This window comes from Mycolicibacterium hodleri (assembly GCF_025822245.1).
In the GTDB taxonomy this organism is placed as follows: Bacteria; Actinomycetota; Actinomycetes; order Mycobacteriales; family Mycobacteriaceae; genus Mycobacterium; species Mycobacterium hodleri.
The window spans coordinates 339,529-355,464 of sequence record NZ_JACKTL010000043.1 but is presented as its reverse complement, the minus strand read 5'-3'; the positions used below and the strand labels follow the sequence as shown (position 1 = coordinate 355,464).

The window sequence follows — 15,936 nt, the reverse complement described above, 5'->3', positions numbered from 1 at the left end:
ACAGGACTTTACGCTGCCCTCCAGGTGAGGGCCATTTCGTGGTGCGACAGCCACGCGCCGACGTCGTATCCGTTACCGGCGAGGCCGTCGACCGCGGACGCCGCCGTTTGCACCGCGGCGGTAGCCGCTTCCGGCGTCAGGAGGCCCTCGTGCACGGCCTCGAACAGCTCGTCGACGTCAAGGAGGTCGACCCCGGCGCCCGTCCGGACCACCAGGTCCAGGTAGTGATCCTCGGTGCGCCACACCTGGCCGTCGACCGTGACGGGCCCGACGTCGAGGTAGAAGTCCTGGTCGCGTTCGTAGCCAGGGTTGAAGTGGAAGACCGAGACTCGCAAGCCCACCGACGGCAGCAGCCACGATTCGAGATAGTGGAACTGCGCGCGGCCGGGCGTCGGTCGGGCCATGTAGAGGCCCCAGGGGCGGACGTCGAACACGTCGACGTCCCGCACGATGCCCTTGGGATCGGTGTTGGTGCGGGCGGCGACGTCGAAGGTCTCGCGTTTCGGGGGGTGGATTTCGCCAGCGTAGCGGCCGGGGAATCGAACTTGTCGGTGGTTGGTTCTAACCTGGTGAACATGGCTTTCGCTACCGAATATCCAGTCGTGGCGGTCTCGGAGTACCGGGCCGTCGACGACGTCGTGCGCGTGGGCGGCGAGTTCCAGGTGGTCAGCGAGTACTCGCCGGCCGGAGACCAGCCCGCGGCCATCGCGGAACTGGAACGCCGCATCAACGCGGGGGAGCGCGACGTCGTCCTGCTGGGCGCCACGGGCACCGGCAAGTCGGCGACGACGGCGTGGCTCATCGAGAAGCTGCAGCGGCCGACGCTGATCATGGCGCCCAACAAGACGCTGGCCGCGCAGTTGGCCAACGAGCTGCGAGAGATGTTGCCCAACAACGCCGTCGAGTACTTCGTGTCGTACTACGACTACTACCAGCCCGAGGCGTACATCGCCCAGACCGACACCTACATCGAGAAGGACAGCTCGGTCAACGACGACGTCGAGCGGCTACGGCACTCGGCGACCCACAACCTGCTGTCCCGCCGCGACGTCGTGGTGGTGGCGTCGGTGTCCTGCATCTACGGTCTGGGCACGCCGCAGTCGTATCTGGACCGCTCGGTCGAACTGAACGTGGGCGACGAAGTGCCCCGCGACGCGCTGCTCCGACTGCTGGTGGACGTGCAGTACACCCGCAACGACATGGCGTTCACCCGCGGTTCGTTCCGGGTCCGTGGCGACACCGTGGAGATCATCCCGAGTTACGAGGAGCTCGCGGTCCGCATCGAATTCTTCGGCGACGAGATCGAGGCGCTGTACTACATGCACCCGCTGACCGGTGACGTGGTGCGCAAGGTCGACTCGCTGCGGGTCTTCCCGGCGACCCACTACGTGGCGGGTCCCGAGCGGATGGCGATCGCGATCGCCAGCATCGAAAAGGAGCTCGAAGAGCGGCTCGCCGAGCTCGAGGGTCAGGGCAAACTGCTTGAGGCGCAACGCCTTCGGATGCGCACCAACTACGACGTCGAGATGATGAAGCAGGTCGGCTTCTGCTCGGGCATCGAGAACTACTCGCGACACATCGACGGACGCGGCCCGGGCACGGCGCCGGCCACCCTCCTGGACTACTTCCCGGAGGACTTCCTCATGGTCATCGACGAGTCGCACGTCACGGTGCCGCAGATCGGCGGCATGTACGAGGGCGACATGTCGCGCAAGCGCAACCTCGTCGACTTCGGGTTCCGGCTGCCGTCGGCGGTGGACAACCGACCGTTGACCTGGGAGGAGTTCGCCGACCGGGTGGGGCAGACGGTGTACCTGTCGGCGACCCCGGGGCCGTACGAGCTCAGCCAGGCCGGCGGCGAGTTCGTCGAGCAGGTCATCCGCCCGACCGGCCTGGTCGACCCGAAGGTCGTGGTCAAGCCCACCAAGGGGCAGATCGACGACCTGATCGCCGAGATCCGCAAGCGCACCGAGCTGGACGAGCGCGTGCTGGTCACCACGCTGACCAAGAAGATGGCCGAGGACCTCACCGACTACCTGCTCGAGCTGGGCATCCGGGTGCGCTACCTGCACTCGGAGGTCGACACGCTGCGTCGCGTCGAGCTGCTGCGCCAACTGCGGCTCGGCGAGTACGACGTGCTGGTCGGCATCAACCTCCTCCGGGAAGGGCTCGACCTCCCGGAGGTGTCGCTGGTGTCGATCCTCGACGCCGACAAGGAGGGATTCCTCCGATCGGCCCGCAGCTTGATCCAGACCATCGGCCGCGCGGCGCGCAACGTGTCCGGCGAGGTCCACATGTACGCCGACAAGATGACCGACTCGATGAAGCAGGCGATCGACGAGACCGACCGCCGCAGGGCCAAGCAGATCGCCTACAACGTGGAGAACGGCGTCGACCCGCAGCCGCTTCGCAAGAAGATCGCCGACATCCTCGACCAGGTGTATCGCGAGGCCGACGACACCGACGCCACGGTCGACGTCGGCGGTTCCGGCCGAAACGCATCCCGCGGGCGGCGCGCTCAGGGCGAGCGCGGACGCGCGGTCAGCTCGGGCATCGTCGAGGGGCGCGACACGACGAACATGCCGCGAGCCGAACTCGCCGACCTCATCAAGGAGATGACCGCGCAGATGATGACCGCTGCGCGGGATCTGCAATTCGAGCTCGCGGGGCGCATTCGCGACGAGATCGCCGACCTGAAGAAGGAATTGCGCGGCATGGACGCCGCGGGGCTGAAGTAGAGGGTTGATCTCAACCTTGGTTGAGCTCATACGGTTGTCCGCGTGACCCACGCGGAAGACACCCAGAGCCACGTCCCGACCGCCGGCTGGCGAGAACTCCTCGGGCCGAAGAACCTCGGCGCGTCGACGGTGCTCGCCGGCGGCGTGGCGCTGTACGCCACCAACGAGTTCCTCACCATCAGCCTGCTGCCGAGCACCGTCGCCGAGATCGGCGGTCACCGGCTCTACGCCTGGGTGACGACCGTGTACCTCGTCGCCTCGGTGGTGGCTGCGACCTCGGTCAGCGCGGTGCTGACCAGGCTGGGCCCGCGGTCGGCCTATCTCGGCGGCCTCGGCGTCTTCGGCATCGGCAGTGCGCTGTGCGCCCTGGCGCCCAGCATGGAGTTCCTCCTGCTGGGCCGGGTGGTGCAGGGCGCGGCCGGCGGGTTGCTCGCGGGGCTGGGCTACGCCGTCATCAATTCCGCACTGCCACAGTCGTTGTGGACCAAGGCCTCGGCACTGGTCTCGGCGATGTGGGGTGTCGGCACCCTGCTGGGACCCGCCGCGGGCGGGCTGTTCGCGCAATTCGGTTCGTGGCGTTGGGCATTCGGCCTGCTGGCGGTGTTGACGGCGGCGATGGCGGCGTTGGTCCCGTTCGCGCTGCCGGGCCGCGCGGCCGGAGTCGCGCGGCCCGCCGCCGACCGCATTCCGCTGTGGTCGTTGGCGTTGCTCGGAACCGCGGCGCTGGCGATCAGTGTCGCAGGCATTCCGCGCAACGTCGCGCTGACCGGCGGCCTTCTCGCCCTCGGGGTGGCTCTGGTGGTCGTGTTCCTCGTGGTGGACCGCCGGGCGACTGCCTCGGTGCTGCCACCCCAAGCCTTTCGGCCCGGCCCGCTGAAGTGGATCTACCTGACGCTCGGGGTGATGATGGCCGCGACGATGGCCGACATGTACGTGCCGCTGTTCGGTCAGCGGCTGGCGCACCTGGCGCCGGTGGCAGCCGGCTTCCTCGGCGTCTCGCTGGCGGTGGGGTGGACCATCGGCGAAATCGTCAGCGCGTCCCTGACCAAGATTCGGCTGATCGTGACGGTGGTGGCGGGTGCTCCGCTGGTGATGGCCGTCGGCCTGGGCATCGCGGCGGTCAGCCAGTTCGAGGACGCGTCGGGCCTTCTGGTCGCGGTCTGGGTGCTGGCCCTGCTGATCACCGGTGTCGGCATCGGCATTGCCTGGCCACATCTTTCGGCGTGGGCGATGGGCAGCAGCGACGACCCGGCGGAGGGGCGTACCGCGGCCGCCGCGATCAACACGGTGCAACTGATCTGCGGTGCATTCGGGGCCGGGCTCGCGGGTGTCGTGGTCAACCTGGCAGACCGCGGTGACGCAACCGCGGCACGGTGGCTGTTCGCGATGATGGCGCTGCTCGCGGCGGTGTTGGCCGCCGCCTCGTACCGAGCCAGCCGCGGCCGCACGAGCACCTAGTCCGGGTCGTCGTCGAGCTGCCGAATCGCGGTGACTCCGTCGATGCGGGCCAACAGGTTCGGCGCGTTGAGGATGCCGGTGCCCGACAGTGTCAGGAGCACCCCACCCGTGGGATCGGACTCCAACTCCGCGAGCTGCCAGTTGCGCCGCTCGCAAGCTTGCAGCAGGGCCGACATGACGCCACGGTTCTCCTCGTAGGTGACGTGCACCCGGATCGACCCACTCAACCGGGCCGCCAGCCGCTTGGCGACCGGCATGAACCCCAGGATGATGATGAAGTGCATGGCGGTCACGGTGCATGCGAGTAGCAGCAGACCGGACCCGGCGGCCATGCCGATCGCCGCGGACTCCCACACCGCGGCCGCGGTCGTCAGGCCGTGGACGGAGCCGCGTCGGAAGATGATGATGCCGGCGCCCAGAAAGCCGATGCCCGAGACGATTTGGGCCGCGACGCGCGACGGGTCCACGACGACGAGCCCGTCGACCAGGACGTCCTGAAACCCGTACTTGCTGACCAGGAGAATGAGCGCCGCCGCCGTGCCGACGATGGTTTGCGTCCGCAGTCCTGCGCTCTTGCCCTGGATTTCGCGTTCCAGACCGATTAGCGCGGTCAGCCCGAATGCCACGAACAACTCGATGATCTGACGTGTGCCTTGTCCCGGACCGCCGAAGAAGGGCGGATCGGCCAGCAAATGATGCATGCGGACAAGGTATCGCGGCCCGGCTCTCGGCAGGCGAACGAGGGCTACAGTGCGGAGGTGGCCTCGACCCAGCCATGAGACGAGACCCCCATGCCCGACCAGTTCACACCCCGCAACGCGCCGCCCCTGCTCGTTGGGCAATTCCGGTTCGTCTTCGCCGACGAGTCGTGGGAATGGTCGGCCGAAACCGCGCAGATTCATGGGTACCCGGCAACCGAGATGCGCCCGAGCACTGCGCTGGTGATGTCGCACAAGCACCCTGCGGACCACGCGAAGATCGCCGCCACCCTCGCCGAGATACGGCGCACGCACGGTCCGATCAACACCCGTCACCGCATCGTCGACCGTCAGGGGCGAACCCACGAGATCATCGTCGTCGGCGTCCAGATGAGGGACGAGCTCGGCAACGTCGTCGGCAACCAAGGGTTCTTCGTCGACGTCAGTCCGACGGGCCACCCGCTGGACCAGGTCGACGACGCCCAACGACTGATCACCGAGGCGGTCGCCGAGATCGCCGAGCAGCGCGGAGTCATCGAGCAGTGCAAGGGCATCCTCATGTTCGTGTACCGGATCGACGCCGAACGGGCCTTCGACCTGCTCAGATGGCGTTCGCAGGTCACCAACACGAAGTTGCGCGGACTGGCGGCACAGTACTTGGCCGAGTTCACCACCCTGGACGGCGGCAAGGTCATGCCGACGCGGCTGGATTGCGATCGGCTTTTGCTCACCGCGCATGAGCGCATCGAGTCGCAGATCGCGTCCTAGCGATCAGGGCGAGTCAAACGCTTGGAGCGCCCGCGGCTCGGTGGCATCGTCATTGGCAACGCGGGTGTGGCTGAGTGGCTAGGCACCGGCCTGCAAAGCCGTTTACACGGGTTCGAATCCCGTCATCCGCTCTACAACGCCGCTGGCAGAGACGCTAATAAGCCAATCTAGCCAGCGGCGATTGGCATCCTTGGCGCTGGCGTGGCGCTGGGCCCGCGACACACCGACCCCGAAACCGTTTGCTAGCGATGTCGGTGCTCGCTGCGATACTCATTTGCAGGGAGGTAGCGATGAAGTTCGAGCGACTCGCATGGTTCGGCAATCTCGCGTTAGCCGCCGTGGCGATAGTTCTGGCGTGGGCGCCCGTCAAGGGCGATCTGGGCAAGTGGGGGACGGTCGGAATCGCGGTCGTTGTCGTGGTGGCAGCGATTGCCCTATTTCCCTGGAAGCGCTCTGACGGCTCGACCGCAAGAGTCGTCGATAGGTTCCGGTCGAGTGTGAGCGGAACCGGGAACAATGTGCAGATTGCCCGTGATCACGCGACGCAGTCAATCCACAACGAGCGCAACACACGGAATTCGACACGCGATGAGCGATAGCCAACGCGCGCGCGATTACGCGGACCAAAAGCAGTTCAAAGCAGATATTCAGACCTTTACCCAGAATAACTATTACGATATCGACGGTGAAGAAGCTAAGGCATACTTGGTACGGCTTTTCAATGATAACTATCCAAAGCTGCACGCCGAAGCCATGAAAGTCGCAACGTCATGCGCTGAGGAAATGGCGGTGGCCGTCATCGCCGAAATTCATGAAGATGATGCATCCAAAATGACAAATCTGCGCAAACCGAGCGCACAATCCGCGCTCTTGGCCGCTCGAGAAAGCTATGCACGAACTGGCGACCCCGATACGGGACAGGGCGATGTTGTCCTTGGACAACTACTGGCAAAATTGGTGGCTCGCGCGATCGTCGAATCTACTCGCAGCCTCCAAGAAATCGCCCTTCGCCGAGCCATCGACGTGGCGCCCAACTTGACCGAGAACCAATTCAACACGCTAAGCGTAGCCTCGGTAGTGACTGCGCTTCGCTTCAATGGCATTGACATAGATGAACTCATTACAAACATGGATGAATTTCTGTCACCCTACTATGGCAAGGTCATCACCAAATATATCGAGCTAAGCTACATGGCAGCGTCGGGTGTTGGGTCTTTCGGCGCAGTTCTTTTCGGCTCCGATATCGCACAGGTCGTTCGGGACCGTCACAAAGCAGCGCTGAGCAAGGGATTCGATCTGCAAGCGGTTCCCGCTGAAGTGACGCAGCAACTTCGAGATGATTATTTCGAGCCCGATCGGCGAACCGGGAATTTTCTCCGCATACGCCCCGACCGGATTGACGAGCTTACGAGCTCACCCAACAGCGTGGAAGATATGGCAAAATCATTCAAGACCGGCGTAAACGACATTTTTTCAGACTCCGCCAAGCCAATGCGAAAACTCCGGGTGTTCGCCTCCGCACAGTTGTATACGACCGAGGAGTTAAAAAAGGCCGTGGGGGAGAAGGCTCCTCGACTTCTGGATTTCATGAACCAGCTTGACCAAGCTGGAGTTATGAATTTCACCATGAACACTATCGGCTACATTTTGGCAAGCCAAGAATTAAGTCTTCGGTACCCGGGCACCAATCTGCTGGGCCCGCTCATCGAGCTTGAGTCGCCTAGCTCCGCCGACGCAGCCGGACCACGTTCGAATCAGTGACTGGCGTACTCATCGCTTCGAGCGCGGCCATCGAATCGGCGTGGTCGGAATCGAAGAGGTGCGCATAGACCGCCAGGGTCGTCGTCACGCGGCTACGTCGCCGGGTGCCGCGCACTAGCCGTCCCGCTGCCGCCACGGCCTTTGCTGGGCGTGGCGCTAACGTGGCGCTGACCGGGGGAGTGGTGGGCAACTGTCACCCAAGTGCATCGCAAGTGCAAATCAGGCGCTCTAGCTGCGACGATAAAGGGTAAGGCGCCGCAACCCGACGTCACCAGACAACCCGGTTTTGAGCGCTGCACCGGCCTGCAAAGCCGTTTACACGGGTTCGAATCCCGTCATCCGCTCGCGTTGGTCGTCGACGACGGCCCCCGACCGTCCTGATGGCGACAGCTACGGCAAGATTCGCGCAGTGAGTTCCTACACGCCGTCGCTGGCCGACATCGTCGCCACGCTGCACGTCGACCAGACCGGCGACGACGACTTCGTCGCGACCCAGCTCGACAACCCCGCCCACCACATCGTCGGCGGTCACATCGCCGGACAGGCCCTCATGGCGACCAGCCGCACGGCTCCCGGCCGCACCCCACACAGCGTGCACGTCTACTACATTCGCGCCGGCGACGCCCGTCGCCCCGTCGACTTCCACGTCGTCCGGTCCCGCGACGGCGGCACGCTGTCGACCCGGCAGGTCACCGCCCGGCAGGACGGCGAGGTGCTCCTGGAGGCACTCGCCTCGTTCAGCACACCGGTCGACGGCGTCGACTACCACGCGCAGATGCCGGAGGTTCCCGCACCGGAGTCGCTGCTTCCCGTCGGCAAGCAGCTTGCGCAGTTCGCCGACGAGCTCCACGGGTACTGGGTGCGCAAGCAGCCCTTCGAACTTCGCTACGTCGACGCGCCACCGCGGCTGGCGCTGGAGCTTCCCGAGCCCTCGCCCCGAATCCGGTTGTGGTGGCGGCCAACCGAACCCGTAGTGGACGACCAGATCCTGCACAGTTGCCTGCTGACCTACCTGTCCGGCACCACCATGCTGGAGACCGCCGTCGTCATGCGCCGGGCCACCCAGGCCACCGCCTACAACGCGCTGATCGACCATGCCCTCTGGTTTCACCGTCCCGTCGACCTGACCGACTGGGTTCTGTCGGATCAGTTCTCGCCCAGCGCAATCAGCGGCCGGGGGCTCGCCACCTCCACCATGTACAACCGCGCAGGGCAGGTGGTGTGCATCGCCACCCAAGAGCTGTACTTCGGCCGGCCGCGGGCTACTTAGCCCGGCCGGGTGGACGGCCCGCGAATCTCCGTGAGCGTCAATGGGTTTCCGCGCCCTTTGCGGACGGCGATGACCCAGGTCACGTCGGGCCCGTCGACGCGACCGGCGCCGCCGCCGTCGGATTGCGTACGGTTGCTCACCACCGTGGCCGGCGGTGGCAACGCCGCGGTTACGATCACCGCTGGACTACTCGCGTCATCCGTGTGAATCGCCCCCTGTTCACCGAACTTCGGGTTACTGTCTCGGATGGCTTGGCAATCAACCCTGGGAGGGCTTTGAATGGGCGCCTATCAGACCGTTTTGGTCGGAACTGACGGTTCGGATTCATCGCTGCGCGCGGTAGACCGGGCCGCGCAGATCGCCGCGGGAGCGGGCGCGAAGCTCATCGTGGCCACGGCGTACTTCCCACAGAGCGAAGACTCCCGGGCCGCTGACGTCCTCAAGGACGAGGGCTACAAGATGGCGGGCAACGCCCCCATCTACGCGATCCTGCGTGAGGCCAGGGATCGCGCCCACACCGCGGGAGCCAAGGACGTCGACGAGAAGGCCGTCGTCGGCGCTCCGGTCGACGCGCTGGTCGACCTGGCCGAGGAGATCAAGGCCGACCTTCTGGTGGTCGGCAACGTCGGCCTGAGCACCATCGCGGGTCGCCTGCTCGGATCGGTGCCCGCCAACGTGGCGCGTCGGTCCAAGTCCGACGTCCTGATCGTCCACACCTCCTGACGATCGGGCTCCGGGGGCTACCAGCCCCTGGAGCCTGGGATGCCCTTGAACGGGCCCTTCACCCAGCTGGTGATCCAGCCGCCGTAGAAGCCACCGGGTTGCGACTCGACCTGCTCACCGTTGACGGTGCAGCGGTCCACCTGTGCGGCCATCACGGCGACGGCACCGGCGATCGGTTCGAAACCGGGCGTGGGTTCCTGATACGTCCAGCCGGCCCGTTCGGCGACGCGTGCCCCGTTAACCAGGTCGAAGTAGGACGCCACGCCCTTCCACTCGCACCACGACGACCCCGCCGCGGGGCGCAGGGCGCCGTCCCGAAACGCCGCCGCGGGGATGTAGTAGGTGGGTGGGTGGCTGGTCTCGAGGACCCGCCAGCCACGGTCGGTCGAGGCGATGGTGTCCCCTCCCAGCTCGACGGTGATGGACCCGCTGAACGTCTCCAGCCGAGGCGGTCGCGGGTAGTCCCACACCGACTCCTGGCCGGGGCCGGTCCTGTCGGGCTTGGGCCAGCCGCTCACCAGCCCCGCTCCTTCCATTCGCCGAGGTGCGGCCGCTCGGCGCCCAGGGTGGTGTCGTCCCCGTGGCCCGGGTACACCACGGTGTCGTCGCCGTACCGGTCGAACACCTTCGATTCGAGGCCGCCGAGCAGCGATTCGAACTCGTGCGGGTTGGTCGTACGGCCTGGACCGCCGGGGAACAGGCAGTCACCGGTGAACAGTTGCACGGCGTCGCCCGCGGCGGGGCCGCTCAGCGCGAGAGCCACCGATCCCTCGGTGTGACCTTGGAGGTGGATCACGTCGAAGCTGAGTTCGCCGATCTCGACGGTGTCGCCGTCGGACAGGATGCGGTCCGGCGCGACGGGCAGCGGGCCTGCGTCGAGCCGGTGGGCGGCGGTTGGTGCGCCGGTGGCGCCGATCACCTCGGCAAGCGCCTGCCAGTGGTCGCCGTGCTGGTGGGTGGTCAGGACGAGGGCCAGCTTCGGGGCGTACCGCTCGATCAGCTCGAGAAGGACCGGCGCATCGTTCGCCGCGTCGACGAGTAGCGTCTCGCCGGACTGGGAACACGTGATCAGGTACGCGTTGTTGTCCATGGGGCCGACGGACGCCTTCACGATCGTCGCACCGGGGAGGGTGCGTCGTGCTGCCGAGCCGGGCTCGACGTGGCCGGTGTAGTCGTCGACGACGGAAGTTCTCGGACCAGTCATGACTGCCACCGTACGGGGCTTGTCGGTGCGTGGACATACCATGAGCGCGGTGCACTTCGAGCAGGTTGGAGAGCACCATCGGACCAGGAGAGATATCAGTTGGCTGACCGCCTGATAGTCAAGGGTGCGCGCGAGCACAACCTGCGAAACGTCGACGTCGACCTGCCTCGCGACTCGTTGATCGTCTTCACCGGGTTGTCCGGTTCCGGCAAGTCGTCGCTGGCCTTCGACACGATCTTCGCCGAGGGTCAACGCCGATACGTCGAGTCGCTGTCGGCGTACGCCCGTCAGTTCCTCGGGCAGATGGACAAGCCCGACGTCGACTTCATCGAGGGTCTCTCGCCCGCCGTGTCGATCGACCAGAAGTCCACCAACCGCAACCCGCGCTCCACCGTCGGCACCATCACCGAGGTGTACGACTACCTGCGCCTGCTCTACGCCCGCGCCGGCACCGCGCACTGCCCGGTCTGTGGTGAACGCATCGCCCGGCAGACACCGCAACAGATCGTCGACCAGGTCCTCGCGATGGAGGAGGGCATCCGGTTCCAGGTGCTCGCGCCGGTGGTGCGTACCCGCAAGGGCGAGTTCGTCGACCTGTTCGAGAAGCTCAACTCGCAGGGCTACAGCCGCGTCCGGGTCGACGGCGTCGTCCACACCCTGACCGATCCGCCGAAGCTGAAGAAGCAGGAGAAGCACGACATCGAGGTCGTCGTCGACCGGCTGAGCGTGAAGGCCAGCTCCAAGCAGCGCCTCACCGACTCGGTCGAGACGGCACTGGGCTTGGCCGACGGCATCGTCGTGCTGGAGTTCGTCGACGAGGACGAAAACGCCCCGCACCGCGAGCAGCGGTTCTCCGAGAAGCTCGCCTGCCCGAACGGGCACGCCCTGGCGGTCGACGATCTCGAGCCGCGGTCGTTCTCCTTCAACTCCCCGTACGGCGCCTGCCCCGAGTGCGCGGGCCTGGGCATCCGCAAGGAGGTCGACCCCGAACTGGTGGTGCCCGACCCCGAACTGACACTGGCCGAGGGGGCCATCGCACCATGGTCGATGGGGCACACCGCCGACTACTTCACCCGCATGCTGGAAGGCCTCGGCGAGAGCCTCGGCTTCGACGTCAACACCCCGTGGCGCAAGCTCCCGGCCAAGGCGCGCAAGTCGATCCTGGAGGGATGCGACGAGCAGGTGCACGTCCGGTACAAGAACCGCTACGGCCGGACACGCTCCTACTACGCCGACTTCGAAGGCGTCATGGCGTTCCTGCACCGCCGGATGGAGCAGACCGACTCCGAGCAGATGAAGGAACGCTACGACGGCTTCATGCGCGACGTGCCGTGCCCGGTCTGTGAGGGCACCCGGCTCAAGCCGGAGATCCTGGCCGTCACGCTCGCCGCCGCGGACGACGCGAAGTCGATCGCCCAGGTGTGTGAGCTGTCGATCGCCGACTGTTCGAAGTTCCTCAACGCGTTGACCCTCGGCGTCCGCGAGCACGCCATCGCCGGGCAGGTCCTCAAGGAGGTGCAGTCGCGGCTGGGCTTCCTGCTCGACGTCGGGCTCGACTACCTGACACTGTCCCGGGCGGCGGGCACGCTCTCCGGCGGTGAGGCGCAACGCATTCGGCTCGCCACCCAGATCGGCTCCGGTTTGGCCGGCGTGCTCTACGTCCTGGACGAACCGTCGATCGGTCTGCATCAGCGAGACAACCGGCGACTGATCGACACACTGGTTCGGCTGCGAGACCTGGGCAACACGCTGATCGTCGTCGAGCACGACCTCGACACCATCGCCCACGCCGACTGGGTGGTCGACATCGGCCCGGCGGCGGGGGAGCACGGTGGTCACATCGTGCACAGCGGTACCTACGCCGATCTGCTCACCAATCCCGAATCCATCACCGGCGCATACCTTTCCGGTAAGGAGAGCATCGAGGTGCCGGCGATTCGCCGACCCGTCGACCGCAAGCGCCAGCTGACGGTGGTCGGCGCGCGGGAGAACAACCTGCGGGAGATCGACGTCGCCTTCCCCCTCGGCGTCCTGACCTCGGTCACCGGCGTCTCGGGATCGGGTAAGTCCACGCTGGTCAACGACATTCTGGCGTCGGTGCTCGCCAACAAGCTCAACGGCGCCCGCCAGGTGCCCGGTCGCCACCTGCGCATCAACGGGGTGGATCAACTCGACAAGCTGGTCCGGGTCGACCAGTCACCGATCGGCCGCACGCCGCGGTCGAATCCGGCGACCTATACGGGCGTGTTCGACAAGATAAGAACGCTGTTCGCCGCCACCACCGAGGCCAAGGTGCGCGGGTACCAGCCGGGACGGTTCTCGTTCAACGTCAAGGGCGGTCGCTGCGAGGCGTGCTCGGGTGACGGCACCATCAAGATCGAGATGAACTTCCTGCCCGACGTGTACGTGCCGTGCGAGGTGTGTCACGGCGCCAGGTACAACCGCGAGACACTCGAGGTGCACTACAAGGGCAAGACCATCTCCGAAGTCCTCGACATGTCGATCGAGGAGGCCACCGACTTCTTCGAGCCGATCACGTCGATTCACCGTTACCTGAAGACCCTCGTCGACGTCGGGTTGGGCTACGTGCGGCTGGGTCAGCCGGCGCCGACACTGTCCGGCGGCGAGGCTCAGCGCGTCAAGCTGGCCGCGGAACTACAGAAGCGGTCGACGGGCCGCACCGTCTACGTTCTCGACGAACCGACCACCGGCCTGCACTTCGAGGACATCCGCAAGTTGCTCAAGGTGATCAACGGTCTGGTCGACAAGGGCAACACCGTCATCGTCATCGAGCACAACCTCGACGTCATCAAGACCTCCGACTGGATCGTCGACATGGGCCCCGAGGGCGGCGGTGGCGGCGGCACGGTCGTCGCGCAGGGCACCCCGGAGGACGTGGCCGCGGTCGCGGAGAGCTACACCGGTCAGTTCCTCGCCGAGTTGTTGCCGCAGCCCGAGCCCGTCCGCGCCAAGAAGCGCCGCAAGGTCAGCGCGTAGCCGAGGACCCACGCGACTTGGTCAACGGCGACGGGAACCGGGCGGCGATCCGCACCCCGTCGAGCCAGTCAGTGAGCTGTTCGGCCTTGCGCGTCAACGCCTTCGAGGCCGCGGCGCCGACGTTCTGAACGAGGTGGACGACGACTCGGCCGTCGGCGTCCTGCGTCCAGCCGCCGACGATGCGGCCGTTGCTCCACGCAGTGGGTCCGCCGTTGCCGTTGCGGTCGAACACCTGGGCCTTGTGGGGTCCGAGGTACCAATCCCGCTGCTGCCAGCCCATCGTCGTGACGTCGAGGCCAGGTAGCAACGCGCACCACGGCTCGCAGGGTGGTTCCGGGTCCAGGTCGTCGGGAAGCACCCAGCCGGGAACGCCGCCGAGGTCGACCTCGACCGCAGCGACGTCGCGCAGACCGTCGCGGGTCCAGCCGAGCGTGTGACCGAAGAACCACTTCACGTCGGCCACCGTCGCGGGCCCGAACGCGCGCAGGTACCGGGCGACGAGCGTCGCCCGCGCAGCGTCGTGGTCGACCGGCTCCGCCGTGCCGAGCCATCGTGTCGTGGACGTCCACTTGGGCCGCGACGTCGTCCAACCGCCCTCGTTCGGGCCCCGGACCAGATGCCCCTCGACGGCCAGCACCGTAAGCACCCGAGGCGAGATGGGTCCGGGCCCGCCCCAGCTCTTTCCCGGGGCCGGGTCGAAGTCGCCGGCCAGCTGCGGCAGGGCCGCGCGAAGCTCTCTGGCATTGGCGTGACCGTGGTGTTCGAGGTGGGCGACGACCGCTGCCGCCGCGTCCGCGAGCCACGCATCGCCGTCGTCGGCGATGCCGGCCTTCACCACGTCGGCGACCAACCTCTTGCGCTCGGTGGCGGCGACCCGACTGCTCGCCGCGGCCTGAACGGTCGGCAGGTCGGCGGTGTCGAACACCCACAGGGTGCGCCTCATGGCGAGATGCTTGACCACCGCGCGGTCGACGTAGAGCGCCCCGTCCAGATCGGCCACCCGAAAACCGTTGCAGCGGGCCCACAACGACAGATACGGCGTGGCGGGGTCGGTGGCGTGCAGACCGACGAACGAGCTCGCCACGTCGGCGATCGGTCGACCGGTGGGCTCTGCCAGTAAATGCCGACGAGCCAGCCGCGTCCGCCGCTCCTCGACGGAGAACGAGCGCACCGCGTCAGGTCCGATCCGGCTCGTCCCGCATAGACGCCCTAATCTGTTCGAGGCGATCGTGGGCGGCGCGCTGCCGGGCCTCGTATTGCTCCTCGACCTCACGGCCCTCGGCGGTCTCCGACGCCAGCTCCGACGAGCCGATGGCAGTGCCGAATCTGGTTTCGATCTTCTCCCGGACCGACTCGAAGGTCGGCACGCCGCCCTGGGTGTAACCGGTCTCCGGCGGCGTTGGCGGCGGCGTCTCGGCAGGCGGGTCGGGCACGATCTCGGCGTCGACGATCTCCTCGGGGTCTCCCACGTTGCCACCGTACCGCCAGCCGCGCGTCGGGAAGGGGAGTGCGCGCCACGTTCACCATCGTCTCGGCGACGATCTCCACCAACCGGGCGTCGATCGCGTTGCGCTGCCCCGCCAACTCCGCCATCTCGTCGAACAACACCTCCATGCGCTCCTTGAAGCTCAAAGAGGTTGTCGCCGTAGCCATGCCACCATCGTATGAGAGGGGTCCGACATCAGCGACGCACGATCGCCCCCGGCAATTGTTGGGATCGGTAGCGCATCAGACCCCGTGTACTTCCCTCACGACGACGTCATCCCCGACGTTGCGGAATGAAGGGACTACCCATGAAGAACATCGTGACGGCGGGTATCGGCATCGCGGCAGCGGCCTTGGTCTTGGTCGGCTGCTCCGACGACAAGGGCTCGACGCCCGGCTCGAGCTCGCCCGCCGCGAGCGGCAGCAGCACGCAGGTCAGCACCAGCGGCAACACCGAGGTCAAGGTCGAGGGTCAGGACCTCGCCGGCCTCGACACCAGCACCGTCACCTGCGTCAAGGCCGGCGGCAAGATCAACGTCGCCAGCGGCACGGTCGGTGGCCAGCAGGGCGTCGCGGTCGTGATGTCCGACGCGACACCACCTGCCGTCGAATCCCTCGGCCTGGTCGTCGACGGGAGTGCCCTCTCGGTCGCGCAGATGGACGGCATGAAGAGCGGCTCGGCAGAGGTCGCCGTCGACGGCAGCACGTACACCATCACCGGTGAGGCGCAGGGCGCCGACATGAAGAACCCGATGGCGGGGATGATCACGAAGAAGTTCGAGATCAAGGTGACCTGCAACTGACAGGTCGCCCCCGGGGAGGGCGGCGGGCGTG

General features: G+C 66.6%; 15 protein-coding genes, 2 tRNA genes and 1 pseudogene. 11 read left to right on the top strand and 7 right to left on the bottom strand.

Annotated elements, in window-relative coordinates; genetic code table 11:
- Positions 1 to 8 precede the first annotated feature (8 nt).
- Positions 9 to 515 (bottom strand): ribonuclease FAU-1 family protein, encoded by a 507-nt coding sequence (locus tag H7J06_RS20155; protein WP_264040877.1) that lies wholly within the window; start codon positions 513 to 515, stop codon positions 9 to 11.
- 60 nt (positions 516 to 575) lie between these two features.
- Here H7J06_RS20155 and uvrB point away from each other — a divergent pair, with 60 nt between their 5' ends.
- Positions 576 to 2,738 carry an excinuclease ABC subunit UvrB gene (uvrB, locus tag H7J06_RS20150; RefSeq protein ID WP_264040805.1) on the top strand — a complete coding sequence of 721 codons (2,163 nt, stop codon included), beginning with the start codon at positions 576 to 578 and terminating at the stop codon, positions 2,736 to 2,738.
- A gap of 42 nt (positions 2,739 to 2,780) precedes the next feature.
- Complete coding sequence (locus tag H7J06_RS20145; RefSeq protein ID WP_264040804.1) at positions 2,781 to 4,196, top strand: MFS transporter; 1,416 nt, start codon at positions 2,781 to 2,783, stop codon at positions 4,194 to 4,196.
- Here H7J06_RS20145 and H7J06_RS20140 read toward each other — a convergent pair.
- Positions 4,193 to 4,897 (bottom strand): MgtC/SapB family protein, encoded by a 705-nt coding sequence (locus H7J06_RS20140; protein ID WP_264040803.1) that lies wholly within the window; start codon positions 4,895 to 4,897, stop codon positions 4,193 to 4,195. The two genes, H7J06_RS20145 and H7J06_RS20140, sit on opposite strands and share 4 nt — an antisense overlap.
- 90 nt (positions 4,898 to 4,987) lie before the next feature.
- Here H7J06_RS20140 and H7J06_RS20135 point away from each other — a divergent pair, with 90 nt between their 5' ends.
- The 7 genes from H7J06_RS20135 (at position 4,988) to H7J06_RS20105 (ending at position 9,416) form a co-directional block, all read left to right on the top strand.
- Positions 4,988 to 5,662, top strand: a complete 675-nt coding sequence (locus H7J06_RS20135; RefSeq protein WP_264040802.1) for a PAS and ANTAR domain-containing protein — start codon at positions 4,988 to 4,990, stop codon at positions 5,660 to 5,662.
- Between the two features lie 60 nt (positions 5,663 to 5,722).
- Positions 5,723 to 5,793: transfer RNA gene (locus H7J06_RS20130), tRNA-Cys, on the top strand.
- Positions 5,794 to 5,952: 159 nt separating this feature from the next.
- The gene (locus H7J06_RS20125; protein WP_264040800.1) at positions 5,953 to 6,261 is read left to right on the top strand and encodes a hypothetical protein; all 309 of its coding nucleotides are present in this window, start codon (positions 5,953 to 5,955) and stop codon (positions 6,259 to 6,261) included.
- The gene (locus H7J06_RS20120) at positions 6,251 to 7,423 is read left to right on the top strand and encodes an LPO_1073/Vpar_1526 family protein (protein WP_264040799.1); all 1,173 of its coding nucleotides are present in this window, start codon (positions 6,251 to 6,253) and stop codon (positions 7,421 to 7,423) included. The genes H7J06_RS20125 and H7J06_RS20120 overlap by 11 nt, the downstream gene beginning before the upstream one ends.
- A 243-nt stretch (positions 7,424 to 7,666) precedes the next feature.
- A tRNA-Cys gene (locus H7J06_RS20115) sits at positions 7,667 to 7,764 on the top strand.
- Positions 7,765 to 7,832: 68 nt separating this feature from the next.
- Entirely contained in the window at positions 7,833 to 8,693 is an 861-nt protein-coding gene (locus tag H7J06_RS20110; RefSeq protein WP_264040798.1) for an acyl-CoA thioesterase, read from the top strand.
- Between the two features lie 279 nt (positions 8,694 to 8,972).
- Positions 8,973 to 9,416, top strand: a complete 444-nt coding sequence (locus H7J06_RS20105) for a universal stress protein (protein WP_264040797.1) — start codon at positions 8,973 to 8,975, stop codon at positions 9,414 to 9,416.
- Positions 9,417 to 9,433: 17 nt separating this feature from the next.
- Here the strand turns inward: H7J06_RS20105 and H7J06_RS20100 are convergent, their stop codons facing one another.
- Complete coding sequence (locus tag H7J06_RS20100) at positions 9,434 to 9,934, bottom strand: DUF427 domain-containing protein (protein WP_264040796.1); 501 nt, start codon at positions 9,932 to 9,934, stop codon at positions 9,434 to 9,436.
- Positions 9,931 to 10,620, bottom strand: coding sequence for an MBL fold metallo-hydrolase (locus H7J06_RS20095; protein ID WP_264040795.1), 690 nt, complete (start codon positions 10,618 to 10,620; stop codon positions 9,931 to 9,933). The genes H7J06_RS20100 and H7J06_RS20095 overlap by 4 nt, the downstream gene beginning before the upstream one ends.
- A 99-nt stretch (positions 10,621 to 10,719) precedes the next feature.
- On the opposite strand from H7J06_RS20095, the gene uvrA reads away from it, so the two are divergent.
- Positions 10,720 to 13,617: an excinuclease ABC subunit UvrA gene (uvrA, locus tag H7J06_RS20090; protein ID WP_264040794.1), complete on the top strand. Its 2,898-nt coding sequence runs from the start codon at positions 10,720 to 10,722 to the stop codon at positions 13,615 to 13,617.
- On the opposite strand, the gene H7J06_RS20085 is transcribed toward uvrA, so the two are convergent.
- The 3 genes and pseudogenes from H7J06_RS20085 to H7J06_RS32695 all read right to left on the bottom strand — a co-directional run.
- On the bottom strand, positions 13,607 to 14,788 hold the full coding sequence (locus tag H7J06_RS20085) for a winged helix DNA-binding domain-containing protein (RefSeq protein WP_264040792.1): 1,182 nt from the start codon (positions 14,786 to 14,788) through the stop codon (positions 13,607 to 13,609). The genes uvrA and H7J06_RS20085 overlap by 11 nt on opposite strands.
- Before the next feature lie 4 nt (positions 14,789 to 14,792).
- Positions 14,793 to 15,086 (bottom strand): hypothetical protein, encoded by a 294-nt coding sequence (locus H7J06_RS20080; protein ID WP_372515359.1) that lies wholly within the window; start codon positions 15,084 to 15,086, stop codon positions 14,793 to 14,795.
- A 61-nt stretch (positions 15,087 to 15,147) separates the two neighbouring features.
- A pseudogene (locus tag H7J06_RS32695) lies at positions 15,148 to 15,270 on the bottom strand (hypothetical protein); the annotation flags it as partial.
- Positions 15,271 to 15,410: 140 nt separating this feature from the next.
- On the opposite strand from H7J06_RS32695, the gene H7J06_RS20075 reads away from it, so the two are divergent.
- A complete protein-coding gene (locus H7J06_RS20075) occupies positions 15,411 to 15,905 on the top strand; it encodes a lipoprotein LpqH (RefSeq protein WP_264040790.1) in 495 nt (164 codons plus the stop codon).
- The last annotated feature ends 31 nt before the right edge of the window (positions 15,906 to 15,936 follow it).